The sequence below is a fragment of the Heyndrickxia shackletonii genome, assembly GCF_001420715.1.
Lineage (GTDB): Bacteria > Bacillota > Bacilli > Bacillales > Bacillaceae_C > Margalitia > Margalitia shackletonii.
This window is the reverse complement of the sequence record NZ_LJJC01000004.1, coordinates 2,050,280-2,067,042: the sequence shown is the minus strand read 5'-3', so window position 1 is coordinate 2,067,042 and position 16,763 is coordinate 2,050,280. Positions and strand designations below refer to the sequence as shown.

Genomic DNA, 16,763 nt, shown 5'->3' with positions numbered 1-16,763 from the left:
AGGGGACTTTTCCATTGTTTAAGATTTATTAAAAATTTAATCTGTGGATAGTTAAAAAAAAGTGGTCTACGTCCAGTTCCATCGCCAATTGGCTAGCTGATTTGTTCTTTTTTAATTAATCCAACATGCACCAATAATGATGAGTAAAATAAACAAGACTACAATCAAGGCGAAGCTATTTCGATATCCGCCGACATATCCATATCCACAACATCCATCATATACTGGGTAGCAACAGCCATAACCGCCATAGTACATACCTGTCAACTCCTCAAATGAATTTATTTTTCATTTTAGGATATGTTTTAAACCCAGAAATGGAATGTGTATTTGCCTAAATCATTTTGATTTTGTATGTGTCAAAAACTACGAAAATAATTTCAGGTATTTTCCATACCCTTTCGCTTCTAATTCTCTTTTTGGGATAAATTTTAAAGCAGCTGAGTTAATACAATACCTTAATTTCGTTGGACCAGGACCATCGTCAAATACATGACCTAAATGGGAGTTCGCATGTTTACTTCTTACTTCCGTTCGGATCATCCCATGACTTCGATCCATTTTTTCAATTATTTCCTCTTCTTCTATCGGTTTTGTAAAGCTTGGCCAGCCGCATCCTGCATCAAATTTATCGAGAGAACTGAAAAGTGGTTTACCGGATACAATATCTACATAAATTCCTTCTTCAAATTGATTCCAATATTCATTTTGAAAAGGCGGTTCTGTTGCATTATTTTGAGTTACATCATACTGTAATGGATTTAATTTTTTTTCTAAATCATTTTTATTCAAGATGATCACCCCAATGTTTTTTTATGAAACTCGCTCTGCCGGAGCCTTCGTGATATGCATTATAATGGACAGGGTTTTTTCGATAATATTGTTGATGGTAATCCTCGGCTGGATAAAAGGTAGGTGCTGGAACAATTTCGACTACAATTGGAGCTTTAAATCTACCGCTATCCTGAAGCTCTCTTTTCGATTGCTCTGCTAAATCTCTTTGATTTTCGTTATGATAAAATATTGCCGGCCTATAAGAAGATCCCCTATCATAGAATTGTCCGCCAGCATCTGTAGGGTCAATTTGCTGCCAAAAAATCTTCAATAGCTTTTCGTATGGAAAGACCTTTGAATCAAAGGTGATTTGGACAGCCTCTGTATGTCCAGTCAGCCCCGAACACACGTCTTCATAGGTCGGATTGGGCACCTTTCCACCGGTATAACCAGAAACAACACTTATAATCCCTTCCTGTTCATCAAACGGTTTTACCATACACCAAAAACACCCGCCTGCAAATGTAGCCAATTCGATTGCCATTGTTCTTCCCTCCTATTCGGAAAATAAAGTCCTATAGAGAATTATAAATAATCTATTGCCTTTACACTAGAAATTAGACTTTGAAGAAATAAGTCGAGTCACCAACCCATAGGCGCACGAATATAGTGTAATCAATAACAGAATGGAGCGAAAGTTTATGAAAAATCAATCTTATTATCTTCAAAGAGCGGCGCAATTTAATTTACTTGCTGATTTTTATAAATATATGAACCCTGCCTTGCATATTCAATATTATCAAAAACACTTAGAATATTTAAACAAAGCTATGTTACAAAGCCGATCAGGCAATCGGTTAAATCCCGTTTATGTTAGATTTTTAAATGCAACAAAGGAAATTGCTAATATTGACATTTATACGAACGGGAGAATGTTTATAAAAGAATTACCGTTTAGTAATATCACACCTTATTATACCTTACATGCTGGGAAACATCATCTAGATATATATCCTGCAGGCACCCAAACAGCAACAATCATCAACAAGAATATCGGATTTGAAACAAACCGTGCATACACTTTAGCAACAGTCTCCACTAATGATAAAATTCAAATATTATCCTATGAAGACTTACCAACTTCCTCTTCACAGGAGACCAAAGTAAAATTTATTCATTTAACATCTGATTACCCCTCTGTTAATGTCTTCTTTAAAAATAAAAAAGTTCTATTCGAAAACATCGGATATAAAAAATCATCCGATTATACATCTATTGAACGAATAACAACCAATATTGAGGTTGTGGACAGAGAAACGGACAAAGTAATACAGACATTGGAAAATGCAGACTTTTCTACTGCTAAAACGTTTTCGATTTTCTTTGTGGATTCCCAAATTCTCCTTATTTAAAAAACAGGTGCCCTTCACCACTAGGCACCTGTTTTTTTATGGATTCTCAACTGGAAATAATAACGAAAAGGAAATATCATCTTCCTTTAAATTAAACTTATCAATGCGGGCTCTCATATCACTATGTCCAATTTTCATTTTTTGTAAGCCAACATAAACTGTTTTCTTGTCAGGATCGATACTAACCCAATCCGGTAGTTTATAGGATTGATTAATAAATTTAAGGACATATGAAACGGGTAGATTTAAATAACCAATAGAAATCGTTTTTTGTTTTAAAAGTAAATCTCCGTTTTTTAATGCCTCAGGCTCAAATGTCATTTTTAATTGTACATTCTCTGAAAAGACAGGAATAGAACCATCTAATTCAACATCATCTTTTAGATAAACATTGTATTTAATCGGACCGTTCAAACCTTCTTTTTCTATATAATGATTAATTAATTTATTCAGATCATCTTTATTGGTGCGAATAGAGAATCGAACATGTTTATCAGTATTTATGGTTGTTTTAGGTATAGTCCCTTTTTTTGTCGGAGCAAAAATAAAAAATCCAATAACCAATACAAATATTACAATAAGAATTGATAAGGCAATAAATGCCGCTTTCCAGCGATTTTTAACTTTTTCCATCTTTTTTACCTCACGGTGCTATTTTCTTAATTGTTTAAGCTTATTTTTAAGAAGAAATTCCCCTACACGTTCCGCCATTAACTTATAGCCTTTATCATTTGGATGAAAATCGTCAGAATAAAATAGATTTTCATGTTGATTTTCAAATAAATCACTAATCGGTACAAATTGGGTGTTTTTATAATTCACTAATGTTTTTTCACTAGAATGATTCCAATCTTGTACAATTTGATCTAATTCTTTAATATTAGAAAACCATTTTGAAAAAGGATTATAAATGCCAATTAAAACAATTCCTACATTTGGTTTATATTCACGAATGGTTTTTAGAATATCATCTAGTCTTTTTTGATACCCAGTTATAGCTTCTTTAAACTTAACTACCTTCAAATTAGTGAAATTGTCCCTGAACACCTTCATTACATCATTACCGCCTATGGTAATCATCACAATATCGGAGCTTTTTATTTTACTTATTACTTTTGGATCTTTTAGCCGTTTTAATAGTTGGTCAGTTCGATCCCCTCTTTCTCCGAAATTATCAAAGGTAACAGTACCAATGCCTTTATCCTTCTCCATTATATCTTTCAAATACGGAATATAACCACCTTGATTAGAACTATCCCCAACCCCCTGTGTAAGGGAATCTCCAACTGCAACGATATGAAGATCTTTCGGAGGCATCTGCTTAACGGCAACGCTCGCTTCCTTACTCGGTTGGTTGTTAGTATGCACAGAACAGCCTGACACTAAAATAAAAATAGCGAAGAGTAAGGTGAGTTTTTTCATCATGTTGGTCACCTCGCTTTAACAAATCCCTTTTATTTTAACATTTTCACCCGGCTGTAACATCTTTTTTTCATATACTGCTAGTCATATTATGAAAGATTACTATTTTTGATTTTATTTCCTAATACTACTTTTATGTTGTAAGAGGATATATTCATGCAAAAAATAAAAGGGCTCCTGTTTCCAGGAATCCCTTATGCGTTATTTTTTAAAGAAGTGGACTGGTAGATTAATTCATAATCCGGCCACCTAAGCACTGTTTTTAAATAGTCTCTAAATGAGTAAGTGGTCTTAACATTTTTTGAAGTATGAATTTGTCTTACTAACTGTGCAAGCTTAATATTTATTTTGTAAAAAAGGGGGCTTGCTTCATTCAATACCGGTATATCGGTAATTTTCACCTTCTGTCCATTATTTGTTTTGAACTCAAGGCTTTTAAATAGCAAAATATCAATCCTCTTTTTTCGCCCGTTTGTATATATTATACTGCATATTGAATGACAATTCCTGTATTTTTATTGTAAATTTTAAATATTTTTTTATCGAAACCATTTGAAAACGACATGGATTACATCATATTCTTTCGTAAATTTGAAACTCATAATCATATGGGTTTTCTTTGTTCTTTATCCCTTTTTCATTTGAAATAAGCTTCCATTCTGACCAATCTATAAGAGGAAAATATGTATCGCCATCGAATTCCTCATGAATTTTTGTTACATACAGACGATCAGCCTCTTCCATAAATAATCCGAAGATAGCTGCTCCTCCGGTAATAAATACCTCGTCATTATTTTCTCTAATCCATTTTAATAATTCAGTTTTTGTTTTAAATATTAGACAGCCTTCTGCTTGAAATCGCTCATCTCTCGTTAACACAATATTCGTTCTTCCAGGCAGGGGTTTTCCAATTGATTCGTATGTCTTCCTTCCCATTACAATTGGATGCCCCATCGTTGTTCTCTTAAAATACTTTAAATCCTCTGGTAAGCGCCATGGCAACTGATTATTTTTTCCAATTACACCCTTTTTATCTTCTGCCCATAAAAAGGAAATCATACGCTGACAACTCCTTTTATATGTGGATGTGGATCATAGTCCTGCAATGAAAAATCTTCAAATTGAAAATCAAAAATGGATGTAACCTCTGGATTAATTACCATTTTTGGTAATTTCCTTGGTTCTCGAGTTAATTGCAGCTTCACTTGATCGATATGATTAGTATAAATATGAGCGTCTCCCAGTGTATGTATAAAATCACCCGGCTGTAAATGACATACATGTGCTATCATCATCGTTAATAAAGCATAGGAGGCAATATTAAATGGAACGCCTAAAAAAATGTCCGCTGAACGTTGATAAAGCTGGCAAGACAATTTACCATCTGCAACATGAAACTGAAAAAAACAGTGGCATGGAGGGAGCGCCATCTTATCTATTTCTCCAACATTCCAGGCATTTACGATAAGTCTTCGAGAATTAGGATTCGATTTAATTTGTTCAATGACTTCTGAAATCTGGTCAATTGTTTCCCCGTTTGCCGTTTCCCAAGATCTCCACTGGCGTCCATAAACAGGACCAAGATCTCCATCTTCATTTGCCCATTCATTCCATATTCTAACACCATTTTCTTGGAGGTACTTTACGTTTGTATCCCCATTAAGCATCCATAGCAGTTCATATATAATGGATTTCAAATGTAATTTCTTGGTTGTTAGAAGAGGGAAACCTTCTTCCAGATTATATCTCATTTGATAGCCAAATGTGCTGATGGTGCCTGTACCCGTCCGATCTCCCTTTATCGTTCCATGTTCTAAAACATGTTTACATAAATCCAGATATTGTTTCATCTTAACACCTCTTATTACCCTATGATAAAGCTTGTATATAGTTGAACGTCATAGGGGCAATTTTTTTTAATTGTATTTTCGTATCACGAGAATAGTAATACATTGCAAAGCTTTCTGCAAAATATTCTTCTTGATAATTAATAAAATAAGAATTACCTGGAAATAATTTCGGAGCTTCTTTTTTCCATATTGGAATGAATGCCTGCTCCTTTTTTCCATCATATAAATAATGTTCTAATGAGTGTGCAAGTTCATGAAGCTCTAAATTTACTGAACCATGCCCTTTTCCTTTTTCACTGCAGCCAATTTTAACAAGCACGGTTTTAGAACCACCTATTCCCGGCACATTATCCCAAGTGATCGAATGATCTTGATACCCTCTCGGAGTTTTTCCCTTTAAATAGGCAGCTGTCGGATTATCGGTCAGTTTTCCGGTAAATAATTTTATTTTTATGTTTTTATTTTCCACCTTTGATAGCATCGAAGATGGCAATTTTTCTAATTTGGATAGGATTTTTATAACTTCATCCTTATCATAATTAGATTGAAGCGGCAAAACAACAATATCTCCCAATAATGCTTGAGACCGCAAATGAACGTTATGATATAGGGCACTATTCTTTAATAATATACCATCTAAAGATGGTTTTGATAGCCCTAACAGCAAAATTGCACATAAAACAAAAAGATATATTACTACCTTGCGCATATTAATGCACTTCCTGCGTTTCTCATTTAGTAGTTTCATAATCTCATTATATCATAGGAAAAAAAGGTCCTTTGTTAATCATTTATTGGTATATATACTAAAAAAAGGTGCCGTAAAAAAGCACCTTTTCCTTGTCATCGACGATAAAAGTAAAATATACACTTCTAGTTTCATTCATCCATATTTTCGATTGGCAAGTTGCCCCGCGTACTTGTTCTTATACACTCATCCATTTCGGCGGAGTGTTTTTATCCCAATATATGGTGCCTAGCGTATAATGCTTTTGGTAATTATCATATTGCACATGGTAATGAAAATTAAAATAATATCCATCCATAGGCGGGTGGTCTCTTCTTACATGAAAGCGTATAATATCTTCATTCGAATTTGTATCATATATATGGAATATTTTCTCTCCTAGTCCTCCGCTTGGAGATTCGGATACCGCAAAGGACTCAAGCTTTTCTTCAGGATATTCGGCAACGGTCATTTCAATGGCTTTTTGAATATTTGGTAATATAACCTGTCTAAATTCGTCTTCAATTACAGGAGATATTTTAGAACCAAATTTCTCAAAGGATTGTTTCTCAGCTTCCGCCATTACCGAGTTAATAAAACTTTCCTTATCAAGCTTCGTCTCTTGATAAGAAGAATAGGCTTGATTTTGTAATTGATCATGCTTTTGTTGTTCTGATTTATCTACTTCTTGATGTCCATTCCAAAAGGCATGTGTGGGAGTGACCATTCCAAATGTAAAGATAGAAACCAGTACAACGATTGACTTTTTCATCCATTTTTTCACGGCAACCTCCCCCTTTCTATTAGATGTACATTCAATCTTTATTCATCATTCTTTCATTCTATTATGAAATAACATTCTTAATACAATATTAATTTTTTATAATATATCTCTCATTTTACACTCTATCCAATCATTTTTATAGGGAAATATTGTCTAATTTGTTGCAATTTTTTGAAGTCTGCCTTTTGTCCAATCTATGCTTGCAAATAAAAAATAGGAGTGCCACCAGACACTCCCAAAATGATTTAACAATACTTTTGAAAAGAGGTACTTAAATTATCGACAATTTCCTCTACTTCATGATCTTCAATATCATCACGCGGAATAAAATGTAATACTTCTTTTCCTTTAAGGATAGCCATGGATGGGGATGATGGTTCATAGTTTACAAAATACTCCCGCATTTTAGCTGTTGCTTCCTTATCTTGACCAGCAAATACTGTTACAAAATGATCCGGTTTTTTGGAAGCCCCTTCAATCGCTTGAACTGCTGCCGGTCTTGCTAAGCCTGCTGCACAACCACATATGGAATTAACGACTACAAGTGTTGTACCTTCAACATTTTCCATAAAATTTTCTACTTCCTCAGCAGTTGTAAGCTCTGTGAAATTTGCATGAACAAGTTCTTCTCTCATCGGTTTTACAATTTGTTTCATATATTCTTCATATGCCATGGACATTTTTATTTCCTCCTAACAAATTACTTTGATTTTCTTGCTTCAGTCATCTGCTTCCAAACAGAACCTTGTGCGGCTTCTCCGCCCTCAATTCTTTCGATAGCCATTTTTACTTGCAGCTGAACTTCGAATTCTGGATCATTTTGAGCCTCTCTTAAGGCAGGAAGTGCCGTTTCGTCTCCTTCTTCATACAGAAACATCGCTGCACGCCATCGAACAATTTTACTTGTATCTTTTAAAGCATCAGCCATAGGCTGAATAGCTTCTTTAAATCCAAGATCTGATAATGCATCACCAGCTGTTCTTCTAACTGTCACTACTTTATCTTTCAATCCTTCAAAAAGGTAAGGAAGAACTTTTTTATCTTTAATCATGCCAAAATACACAACTGCCAATCTTCGAATAGATGATTTTTCATCATGAAGTGCTTTTTCAAGAACAGGTAAATCCTCCAGAGTAGGATCTTCCATTTGTTCAAGAAGCTGATATCTCTTGCGCCAATCCGTATTATCTAACATATCAGCAGTTACTTTATGCATTTTCTTTTTTTCTGGCTCTTTGTTCGGGTTCTGTGCTATAGCAACGATTTTATTCAATCGTTCATCAGGATATGCTGCAATGATTTCCTCTACCACTTCATTTCCCACTTGCTCTAATTCCCCGTAACGAACACCTTGCTCTTTCCATTTTCTTAAGAAAACATAATTATCACCGGGCAGCTGAGCCTTTTGCATTGCCTCCAGAAAATTTTTAGGCAATCCAAAGCGTTTTTCTTGATCCCCTTCTACTAACTTCACCTGAAGCGGTATTCCCTTGAACATTTGGATAAAAACACTTACCTCACCAAAGTGCTCATTTATTTTTTGCTCTCCGGTTACTTGGCTATTTTCCTCTTCACCAAATGCTAATCTTATTTTGGGTAAAATATCTTGCCAATCTACTCTTCCATCTCGTTCTACCGCAAGAAAATCTGCAACATGATAGACACCCTTAACTCCTGCTAATCCGAGAATTGATTGAATAATTGGTGGGGCACCAATTGCAGTCTCAGCTTTATAATTTGAGCTTTTTCCTGCAGGCAATTCTTCATTTAAAATAATTTTCATCGTATTAGGACTTGGGGTTGGTTCAATCGTAACTATTTTCATCCTTTTTTCACCTCTTTAACCGTTTGCTTAGTGCTATTTCAAACTAGCTCTGACAAATAAGTCCATCTCTCAATCAATTTTTCCAATGTCTCATCTTGGAATGCGATTTCATCCATAATTTTTTGTGCTTTTTCAAAATCACTTCCAATATTATTTAATTCTTCTTGAAGTAATTCCAATTTTTGCTCCGCATCTGCTATTTTGCCATCGATTTCTTCCCATTCCTTTTTCTCCATATAACTCATTCTTTTTGGCTTATTCACACTTTTTGTCTCAGTTGGAGCAGCAGATTCCTTCATTTCTTTTTTGTTTTCCGCCTGTTTCAAATCTAAGTATTCACTGTAAATTCCGTAGAAGCGAGCAATGTTTCCATCACCATTAAATATTAAAAGCTGTTCCGTGGTTTTATCTAAATAATACCGATCATGTGAAACAGATATCACGACTCCCGGAAACTCCTCTAAATAGTCTTCTAACACCGTTAATGTTTGTGTATCCAAATCATTTGTCGGCTCATCCAGTAATAATACATTCGGTTTTTCCATTAATAACCTTAATAAATATAATCTTCTTTTTTCTCCTCCGGATAATTTCCGAATTGGTGTACCGTGTGTATATAATGGGAATAGAAATCTTTCCAGCATTTGTGCAGCTGATATGGTATCGCCGTCTTTTGTCGTAACGGAATCTCCATACTCACGAATGTATTCAATCATTCTCTTTGAATCATCCATGTCTTCATTTTCTTGCTTGTAATAAGCAATTTTAACGGTCTGTCCAGTTATTATTTTCCCGCTTGAAAGTGGGATCGTTCCAGCAAGAAGGTTCATAAAAGTGGACTTTCCGCTACCATTTTTCCCGATTATGCCTATTCGATCTCCCGGTTTTACAAGCCAATTAAAATCTTTTAAAATAACCCGTTCTCCAAACGCTTTATAAGCATCTACAAATTCAAACACTTGTTTACCTAGGCGACTCCCTTGAATGGCAAAATCCACATTTTCATTGACCGCAAGCTTGCCAATCGAAGACTCAAGCTTTTCAAATCGTTCTATTCTCGCCTTTTGCTTCGTGGTCCTTGCCTTTGCTCCACGTCTCATCCAAGCAAGCTCATTGCGGTAAAGATTCTTTCTTTTACTCTCTGTTGCCAGGCTTTCTTCTTCTCTTAATGATTTTGCCTCAATGAAAGCCTGATAATTACCTTTATAAGAATAAAGCTGGCCATGGTCTAATTCAAATATCCGATTGACAACCGAATCAAGAAAATAACGATCATGGGTCACAAGTAATAAAGCTCCGGGATATTTATTCAAGTAATCTTCCAACCATTTTACGGATTCATAGTCTAAATGGTTTGTTGGTTCGTCTAAAATTAATAAGTCTGGTGTTTCAATCAGTATCTGTGCTAAAGCTACCCGTTTCTTTTGTCCGCCTGACAGATTTCCGATTTTCCATGTATAATCGTGAATTCCCAATTTCGTTAATATTGTTTTGGCGTTAGCATTCGCATCCCAAGCATTTAAAGCATCCATTTGTTTGTGCAAGGAAAATAATTTATCTTGTAAATCGGAATTAGCAGGATCCTTCTCCATTTGAATTAATAGTTTTTCATACGATTTAAATAACTGGATAATCGCTGCTTCCCCTTGAAAGACCTGTTCTAAAACCGTTAATTCAGGATTTAATTCCGGGTTTTGGGATAAATATCCGATGGAATACTGATTCGGATGAATGATTTCTCCTGAATCCGGTTCATCTATTTTCGCCAGGATTTTAAGCAGACTTGATTTTCCTGTCCCATTCACCCCAATTATTCCTACTCTTTCCTTCTCACTTATGTGAAAGGAAATTTGGTTAAACAGTTGTTTCTCGCCGTATGTTTTTGAAAGTTCTTCAACTGTTATTGACTTCATAATCACCGTTCCATTCTTTATAAAATTGCTCCAGGAAAGTTTTTAAAAATTGATGTCTTTCTAAAGCAATTTGTTTCCCAGTTTTCGTAAGCATTTTATCCTTTAATAATAATAATTTTTCATAAAAATGATGGATTGTCGAGGATTTACCCTTTCGATAGTCTTCAATTGTCATATTTTCTCTTACTTGTAAGCCCGGATCATACAGGAGCTGCCCTTTTTTTCCTCCATAAGCAAAAGCTCTTGCAATTCCAATCGCGCCGATTGCATCCAGACGATCTGCATCTCTTACAGCCATTTGTTCAAATGTATGTAATGAAGACTCATTTCCGCCTTTAAAGGAGAGGGTCTCAATTATCTCGATTATTACTGCATGTAGATGTGGTGCGAGTGATAAGGAGGATAAAAAACTATTTAAATTATTTTTTCCTTCTTCTAGTGAAGAATTTAATTTTTCATCTGGAATATCGTGAAGTAATGAGGCCATTTCGATGACAAATAAATCTCCTTTTCCTTCACATTTTGCAATGTACAAAGCAAGGTTTCGAACACGATCTACATGAAACCAATCATGACCGGTCGAATCTGTTCCCATTTCTTGTTGAACAAAATTTTCCGTTCTTTTAATAATTTGTTCCACTCTGCTTCCTCTCCTCCTAAATAATATTTTACCATGATTATATATGAAAAAATATTAACCTGCTTTAAATAATAAAAGCCGTATTTGCGGTAAATACGGCCTTTATCGCTTAGGATATTATAAATTCATATTTGTAGATAACCTTTACGTCTAGCTGTAGCTCCTATTGGTTTGCGCATTTGTTCATTTTAAATGATTTTTTATCTTAGGAAATACCTTCAATGCGTTATGAAAAAACACATCATCATAGTGTTTTTCCGGAATAAGTGACTTGATGAAATCTACATATGTCTTTATTGGAGCTAATGGCCAATCTGTACCAAAGACTAATCTTTCATAGTGATCACAAAACTCTAATGCATGCTTTAAATGATCGAAAAATCTGCTGTTTCGTTTCATTTTAAAATCTTGTTCAGTCCCCACTAGCAGCCCTGATAAATCTGCATACATGTTGGAATTCTTATAAACTACCTCTGCACCTGTCAAAACCCATGGATCCCCGAAATGGGCCATCATAAATCTTACTTTACGGTTCTTTACGGCCACTTCATCAAGAGTTAGTGGATGAGAATATTTTAAAAGTCCCCTCTCTGAATACGTATCACCTGTGTGAAACACCACGGGCATATCGTATTTTTCAGCCAAAGTATATATCGGATCGTACACCTTATCATATGCATAGAATGGATAGTAGCCTAAATAAATTTTGATTCCAACGACATTTGGTTTTTGAAGCTCCATTTCTAAGTTAATAAGTGAGTTTTCATTTAGTGTATATGGATTAACACCCGCACAGTACATAATATTAGAAGGTATGCTTTCTTCTAAATCCAAGCCCATTGGAGTTTCGGCTTCAGGGTCCGGAAAGCCGAGTCCATCTGTTTCTGTTAATCCCATGCCTATACCTAAAATTACTCCTGCATCCTTATATTCTTTTATTATTCCTTCATTAGAATAATTCACAAATGAAAGGTTTTGTGCTGTATGATGGAATTCTTTTATATCGGATAAATGCATATGTGCATCAATTATTTTCACAACTATTACTCCTAAAATTTAATTTTCAAACATTACAGCTTTAAAATAAACCCATTGCCTTGCCTTTTTCATCTACATCCATATTGTAGGCGGCAGGCTTCTTTGGCAGTCCTGGCATTGTCATAATATCTCCCGTAATAGCGACAATGAAACCGGCACCAAGCTTTGGTTTTAATTCTCTGACATGGACAATAAAATCCCTTGGTCTGCCTAGCTTACCAGGATCATCCGATAAAGAATACTGTGTTTTAGCCATACAAACAGGGAGTTTATCCCAGCCAAAGTTTTTAAATTCTTTTAATTGTTTCAAGGCTTGTGCAGAAAAATCTACATCCTTTCCACCGTAGACTGTTCTTATAATGGTCCTGATTTTTTCCTCCAATGACAAGTCCAATTCATAAATGGGCTGAAATGTTACATTATGACTATCCATCACCTCTAAGACTTTAGCTGCAAGCTCAATACCGCCTTGCCCGCCTTTTTCCCATACTTCTGTTAAAGCTACCGGAATTGAATTCTCGTCACACCAACTTTGCAAAAGCGAGATTTCGGAATTAGAATCATTGGTAAAACGATTAATCGCAACAACAAAAGGTAACCCAAACTGCTTAATCGTTTCAACATGTTTTTTAAGATTTTCGAGCCCCTTTTCCAATGCTGCAACATTTTCATTTGTCAGTTCAGATTTTTCTACTCCCCCGTGCATTTTTAGTGCTCGAATGGTAGCTACGATTACGACAGCGGATGGCTTTAATCCTGCTGATCTTGCCTTTATGTCTAAAAATTTTTCCGCTCCTAAATCTGCACCAAATCCTGATTCGGTAACAACATAGTCTGCTAACTTCAACGCTGTTTTCGTTGCCATTACACTGTTGCATCCGTGCGCAATATTTGCAAATGGTCCCCCGTGGACAAGTGCAGGAGTGTGTTCAATTGTTTGAACCAAATTTGGTTTAAGAGCATCTTTTAAAAGCAAGGCTAGTGAACCTTCAACCCCTAGATCACCAACTGTTACCGGCTGCTTATCATAATTGTAAGCAATGACCATCTTCGATAATCGAAGTTTTAAATCTTGAAGATTATTCGCTAAACATAGAACGGCCATTATTTCAGAGGCTACTGTAATATCAAAACCATCCTCTCTTGGTACACCTTGACCTGGTCCTCCAAGCCCAATAACAATTTGCCGTAAAGCACGATCATTTAAATCCAAACATCTCTTCCAAACAATCCTTCTTGGATCAATCTGCAACTGATTACCTTGATGGATATGGTTATCCATCAAAGCGGCAAGAGCGTTATTAGCTGTTGTTATGGCATGAATATCACCGGTAAAATGAAGATTAATATCCTCCATCGGCAAAACCTGAGAATAGCCGCCGCCTGTAGCTCCCCCTTTCATGCCCATGGTCGGACCTAAAGACGGTTCACGCAAAGCAATCATTACCTTTTTACCTATCAACTGGAGAGCATCACTTAGACCAACCGTAACCGTTGATTTTCCTTCTCCTGCAGGTGTCGGATTTATAGAAGTAACAAGTATTAATTTACCATCTTCATTGGATTGCAAACTATGTATTTTTTCATATGAAATCTTCGCTTTGTATTTACCGTATAAATCAAGGTCATCCTCTGTTAATCCTATTTTTTCTGCGATTTCTTTAATAGGCAATAAAGTAGATTCTTGGGCAATTTCAATATCTGTTTTCATTGTTTTGCTTTCACTCATTTTCTTTTCCTCCTTACGATTATTTTGTATTTAAATAATAGTTTAATATTGGTAGATTTAACCCTTTGAATCATTAGAAAAATATACCTCTTCAAAAGGCTGTACTACAACAAAACCATTCCCTGAAAATTTCATTTGAATAGATTCCCCGCTGCCGCGTCCAAGAAAGGTTTTGAACGATACATCTGTCACGAAGTCGGGCTTTAATTGCCCGGACCATGCGACTGTCGCATGAGGATCTGTAAATACGGGATTATCGGGAGTAACAATTAATGTTAGAGGTTCATAATGGGAGGTTATAGCAACTCGTCCATTTCCCTCTAGTTTCACATTAAAAATACCACCTGCAAGCATTCCAGCAATTCTTCTCATTAGTTTAATATCCCATTCGATGGTTTGTTCAAATGCTAATAAATTATTCCCATTTACAATTAGTGATTCATCTTTTAAATGGAGAATGGAAATTTTTTTTCCTTGATCGGCAATATATAATTTCCCATTCCCGGTTGCTTTCATAAGCGAAGTGCCTTCACCAGTTAATGCCTTTTTGAATAATCTGCGAAGGCCGTGTTCCAGCATTCTCTCCCGTACAAATTTAATATTCCCACGATAAGAAACCATGGAGCCTGCTTTTGCCCATACTTGTCCATTTAAATTGATTTCAAGAAGCCTAGAGGTTTCTAATTCAAATAAACCTTGATGCTTATCCTCTTGCTTTGTCTTTTGGATAAACTCCTGAATAGAATATCTTGAATCTTCCACCTGCAAATCACCCCTTAAGCTCCACTTTTTTTAAAATAAATAGAGTAATAAAGCTCAACGCCTGTTTCAGCTCATTTGAAAGTCCCTCGAGATGCCGTTCTGTAACTCCACGTTTATAAACATTCGTTTCGGCAACTTTTTCCCAGCCGTGCCTTATGGCGAGTTTTTCAAATTCCCATGGCATCATTGTATTGCATATTGCTTCTTTTTCTTCCAACCTTGGGAAACTATTTATTCGAGGCTTTGCAGTCGGTCCTAATATTCCAAAGCAGCCATAACCGTCATTTGTTAGAATTCTTTTTATTTCATTCAGGGCAATTAGAGGTCTTTCGGTCCATTCCAGTGAATTGATGGCCAATATTCCTTTAAATTGTCTATCTTCAAATGGTGTTTTAAGTATATTGCCTTGTACAAAGGTTAAGTTATCGTTTTCATAATTCCTGGCAAGTTTCACCATATTATCGGAAATATCCATTCCAATCACTTCATATCCATTCTTGCTCAATAAAGACGATCCAAAGCCATCCCCGCAACCGAGATCTGCTATTAATCCTTTAGGTACATATTTCGTAAAAAACGGAACTATTTCTTTTCGACTACCATGCAACCACATGTTTTTTGAATTAGAATGCCAGCTTTCCGCGTTAAGATCCCAACTTCTTTTCGATTCCTGATCCCATGAGAAGGAATTCACCTAAAATCTCCCCCCTTTAAATAACTTCATAACCTATAAAAATAATATTAAATATTTATGTTTGATTTCCCTCTAATTTAACCAAAATATTATTATCCTTTCATTTACTTCACATATTTTTACTCTATCTTTGTGAGGGATAAAAGGAATACAAAAACAAGGGAGTAAGTAAAGTGGAACATATTATTAAGGTTCAAAGAAATTATCAAGGTGATATTATAAGCTTCGAAACATCGGAAGGCAGAATTATTTCTTACCTAAAAGCGTTGATGGAAACGGAGAATGGAAAAATCGAAGGGACAAATATTGAATGGAATCATGACGGACACGCCTGTTTATATAATAACGATGAAAATGATAAATATTTCTCGAACTTCCCTCCTATATTTTAATAACAGTGCATGCGTTGGAGCTAGAGAAGCACTGCGCAGAATAAATCATTTATTTGATAATAGATTTAGACATTCTTCTATATAATGAAAAAGAACCGTCCTTTTGGCGGTTCTCCTACATTTCTTCTTCATTTTTCTCTTGTAGAATTTTTAATGCTTTTACACGTTCCGGATCTTCCTCAAAAAATTGTACTAAGTCACCAATTCTGTCAATAGAATTCCAGCTTAAATGATGTTCGATTCCTTCAACATCTTGATAGATGTTTTCCACTTTAACACCGATTATCTGAAGAAACTTTTCCAATAGATCATGACGATCTACCAGTCGTTTTCCAATTTTCTTGCCTTTCGATGTTAATATTAAGCCGCGGTATTTTTCATATACTAAATAATCATCTTTATCTAGCTTTTGTACCATTTTTGTTACAGAGGAGGGATGGACAGAAAGCGCTTCTGCAATATCTGATACACGTGCATATCCTTTACTTTCAATTAATAAGTAAATTTGTTCTATATAATCTTCCATACTTGGTGTTGGCATCCCTAAACCCCCATTATGTAAGGCTCTTTTCTTAAGGTTACTGTTTCAAACTGAAAACAGTGTAAATTTCTTCTTCCAACTAAATAATGGATTTTTTTGAAAAGATGCCCAGAAACTAAAACGTATTTTGATTTTCCACTATGTGCGAAAACTAAATAAATATGAAACAACTTTACTTGAACAGTAAGACTACATACTTCATTTATAATAGGCTCATCAATAAAATTTTACTATAGATGCTGTAAATAAACAAGAAAACA

General features: G+C 35.3%; 21 protein-coding genes. 2 read left to right on the top strand and 19 right to left on the bottom strand.

All coding sequences use genetic code 11. From position 1 onward, the window contains the following. Nucleotides 1–111: 111 nt before the first annotated feature. From AN964_RS25475 to msrA, 3 genes are all read right to left on the bottom strand, one after another. The gene (locus AN964_RS25475) at nt 112–258 is read right to left on the bottom strand and encodes a YjcZ family sporulation protein (RefSeq protein WP_083489289.1); all 147 of its coding nucleotides are present in this window, start codon (nt 256–258) and stop codon (nt 112–114) included. A gap of 108 nt (nt 259–366) precedes the next feature. Further along, on the bottom strand, nt 367–792 hold the full coding sequence (msrB, locus tag AN964_RS09845) for a peptide-methionine (R)-S-oxide reductase MsrB (RefSeq protein WP_055739510.1): 426 nt from the start codon (nt 790–792) through the stop codon (nt 367–369). Further along, on the bottom strand, nt 785–1,318 hold the full coding sequence (gene msrA, locus AN964_RS09840; RefSeq protein ID WP_055739509.1) for a peptide-methionine (S)-S-oxide reductase MsrA: 534 nt from the start codon (nt 1,316–1,318) through the stop codon (nt 785–787). Before msrA ends, msrB begins: the two co-directional genes overlap by 8 nt. 157 nt (nt 1,319–1,475) lie before the next feature. Between msrA and AN964_RS09835 the strand changes: the two genes are divergently transcribed. Continuing rightward, nucleotides 1,476–2,186: a DUF4397 domain-containing protein gene (locus AN964_RS09835; protein ID WP_055739508.1), complete on the top strand. Its 711-nt coding sequence runs from the start codon at nt 1,476–1,478 to the stop codon at nt 2,184–2,186. Nucleotides 2,187–2,222: 36 nt separating this feature from the next. Here AN964_RS09835 and AN964_RS09830 read toward each other — a convergent pair whose 3' ends face one another. From AN964_RS09830 to AN964_RS09760, 15 genes are all read right to left on the bottom strand, one after another. Further along, nucleotides 2,223–2,819: a YpmS family protein gene (locus AN964_RS09830; protein ID WP_055739507.1), complete on the bottom strand. Its 597-nt coding sequence runs from the start codon at nt 2,817–2,819 to the stop codon at nt 2,223–2,225. An 18-nt stretch (nt 2,820–2,837) separates the two neighbouring features. Next, nucleotides 2,838–3,611 (bottom strand): SGNH/GDSL hydrolase family protein, encoded by a 774-nt coding sequence (locus AN964_RS09825; protein WP_244885864.1) that lies wholly within the window; start codon nt 3,609–3,611, stop codon nt 2,838–2,840. Nucleotides 3,612–3,802: 191 nt separating this feature from the next. Beyond that, nucleotides 3,803–4,054: a DUF2535 family protein gene (locus AN964_RS09820; RefSeq protein ID WP_055739505.1), complete on the bottom strand. Its 252-nt coding sequence runs from the start codon at nt 4,052–4,054 to the stop codon at nt 3,803–3,805. Between the two features lie 127 nt (nt 4,055–4,181). Next, nucleotides 4,182–4,667: a dihydrofolate reductase gene (locus AN964_RS09815; RefSeq protein ID WP_055739504.1), complete on the bottom strand. Its 486-nt coding sequence runs from the start codon at nt 4,665–4,667 to the stop codon at nt 4,182–4,184. Next, the gene (locus AN964_RS09810; RefSeq protein WP_055739503.1) at nt 4,664–5,458 is read right to left on the bottom strand and encodes a thymidylate synthase; all 795 of its coding nucleotides are present in this window, start codon (nt 5,456–5,458) and stop codon (nt 4,664–4,666) included. The genes AN964_RS09815 and AN964_RS09810 overlap by 4 nt, the downstream gene beginning before the upstream one ends. A 19-nt stretch (nt 5,459–5,477) precedes the next feature. Next, nucleotides 5,478–6,167 carry an anthrax toxin lethal factor-related metalloendopeptidase gene (locus AN964_RS09805; RefSeq protein WP_055739502.1) on the bottom strand — a complete coding sequence of 230 codons (690 nt, stop codon included), beginning with the start codon at nt 6,165–6,167 and terminating at the stop codon, nt 5,478–5,480. Between the two features lie 217 nt (nt 6,168–6,384). Further along, nucleotides 6,385–6,957, bottom strand: coding sequence for a YpjP family protein (locus tag AN964_RS09800; RefSeq protein WP_055741205.1), 573 nt, complete (start codon nt 6,955–6,957; stop codon nt 6,385–6,387). Between the two features lie 257 nt (nt 6,958–7,214). Continuing rightward, on the bottom strand, nt 7,215–7,649 hold the full coding sequence (locus tag AN964_RS09795) for a BrxA/BrxB family bacilliredoxin (RefSeq protein WP_055739501.1): 435 nt from the start codon (nt 7,647–7,649) through the stop codon (nt 7,215–7,217). A gap of 20 nt (nt 7,650–7,669) precedes the next feature. Beyond that, entirely contained in the window at nt 7,670–8,794 is a 1,125-nt protein-coding gene (locus AN964_RS09790; RefSeq protein ID WP_055739500.1) for a conserved virulence factor C family protein, read from the bottom strand. Nucleotides 8,795–8,832: 38 nt separating this feature from the next. Further along, nucleotides 8,833–10,707 (bottom strand): ABC-F family ATP-binding cassette domain-containing protein, encoded by a 1,875-nt coding sequence (locus AN964_RS09785; protein WP_055739499.1) that lies wholly within the window; start codon nt 10,705–10,707, stop codon nt 8,833–8,835. After that, nucleotides 10,688–11,302 (bottom strand): HD domain-containing protein, encoded by a 615-nt coding sequence (locus tag AN964_RS09780; protein ID WP_055741204.1) that lies wholly within the window; start codon nt 11,300–11,302, stop codon nt 10,688–10,690. The genes AN964_RS09785 and AN964_RS09780 overlap by 20 nt, the downstream gene beginning before the upstream one ends. Before the next feature lie 228 nt (nt 11,303–11,530). After that, on the bottom strand, nt 11,531–12,385 hold the full coding sequence (locus tag AN964_RS09775; RefSeq protein WP_055739498.1) for an amidohydrolase family protein: 855 nt from the start codon (nt 12,383–12,385) through the stop codon (nt 11,531–11,533). Between the two features lie 40 nt (nt 12,386–12,425). After that, entirely contained in the window at nt 12,426–14,114 is a 1,689-nt protein-coding gene (locus tag AN964_RS09770) for a formate--tetrahydrofolate ligase (RefSeq protein WP_055739497.1), read from the bottom strand. A 57-nt stretch (nt 14,115–14,171) separates the two neighbouring features. After that, nucleotides 14,172–14,876, bottom strand: a complete 705-nt coding sequence (locus AN964_RS09765; protein WP_055741203.1) for an AIM24 family protein — start codon at nt 14,874–14,876, stop codon at nt 14,172–14,174. 7 nt (nt 14,877–14,883) lie between these two features. Then, on the bottom strand, nt 14,884–15,570 hold the full coding sequence (locus AN964_RS09760) for a class I SAM-dependent methyltransferase (protein WP_055739496.1): 687 nt from the start codon (nt 15,568–15,570) through the stop codon (nt 14,884–14,886). 173 nt (nt 15,571–15,743) lie between these two features. On the opposite strand from AN964_RS09760, the gene AN964_RS09755 reads away from it, so the two are divergent. Continuing rightward, complete coding sequence (locus AN964_RS09755; RefSeq protein ID WP_055739495.1) at nt 15,744–15,962, top strand: DUF3892 domain-containing protein; 219 nt, start codon at nt 15,744–15,746, stop codon at nt 15,960–15,962. A 115-nt stretch (nt 15,963–16,077) separates the two neighbouring features. Here AN964_RS09755 and mntR read toward each other — a convergent pair whose 3' ends face one another. Continuing rightward, on the bottom strand, nt 16,078–16,503 hold the full coding sequence (gene mntR, locus AN964_RS09750; protein WP_055739494.1) for a transcriptional regulator MntR: 426 nt from the start codon (nt 16,501–16,503) through the stop codon (nt 16,078–16,080). Nucleotides 16,504–16,763: the final 260 nt, after the last annotated feature.

Excerpts from the sequence above, each read along its gene's own strand:
- AN964_RS09770 (WP_055739497.1), bottom strand. The coding sequence starts at position 14,114 with ATGAGTGAAAGCAAAACAATGAAAACAGATATTGAAATTGCCCAAGAA.
- AN964_RS09795 (WP_055739501.1), bottom strand. The coding sequence starts at position 7,649 with ATGTCCATGGCATATGAAGAATATATGAAACAAATTGTAAAACCGATG.
- msrA (WP_055739509.1), bottom strand. The coding sequence starts at position 1,318 with ATGGCAATCGAATTGGCTACATTTGCAGGCGGGTGTTTTTGGTGTATG.
- AN964_RS09790 (WP_055739500.1), bottom strand. The coding sequence starts at position 8,794 with ATGAAAATAGTTACGATTGAACCAACCCCAAGTCCTAATACGATGAAA.
- mntR (WP_055739494.1), bottom strand. The coding sequence starts at position 16,503 with ATGCCAACACCAAGTATGGAAGATTATATAGAACAAATTTACTTATTA.
- AN964_RS09835 (WP_055739508.1), top strand. The coding sequence starts at position 1,476 with ATGAAAAATCAATCTTATTATCTTCAAAGAGCGGCGCAATTTAATTTA.
- AN964_RS09830 (WP_055739507.1), bottom strand. The coding sequence starts at position 2,819 with ATGGAAAAAGTTAAAAATCGCTGGAAAGCGGCATTTATTGCCTTATCA.
- AN964_RS09800 (WP_055741205.1), bottom strand. The coding sequence starts at position 6,957 with ATGAAAAAGTCAATCGTTGTACTGGTTTCTATCTTTACATTTGGAATG.
- AN964_RS09810 (WP_055739503.1), bottom strand. The coding sequence starts at position 5,458 with ATGAAACAATATCTGGATTTATGTAAACATGTTTTAGAACATGGAACG.
- AN964_RS09780 (WP_055741204.1), bottom strand. The coding sequence starts at position 11,302 with ATGGGAACAGATTCGACCGGTCATGATTGGTTTCATGTAGATCGTGTT.
- AN964_RS09785 (WP_055739499.1), bottom strand. The coding sequence starts at position 10,707 with ATGAAGTCAATAACAGTTGAAGAACTTTCAAAAACATACGGCGAGAAA.
- AN964_RS09825 (WP_244885864.1), bottom strand. The coding sequence starts at position 3,611 with ATGATGAAAAAACTCACCTTACTCTTCGCTATTTTTATTTTAGTGTCA.
- AN964_RS09815 (WP_055739504.1), bottom strand. The coding sequence starts at position 4,667 with ATGATTTCCTTTTTATGGGCAGAAGATAAAAAGGGTGTAATTGGAAAA.
- AN964_RS25475 (WP_083489289.1), bottom strand. The coding sequence starts at position 258 with ATGTACTATGGCGGTTATGGCTGTTGCTACCCAGTATATGATGGATGT.
- AN964_RS09805 (WP_055739502.1), bottom strand. The coding sequence starts at position 6,167 with ATGCGCAAGGTAGTAATATATCTTTTTGTTTTATGTGCAATTTTGCTG.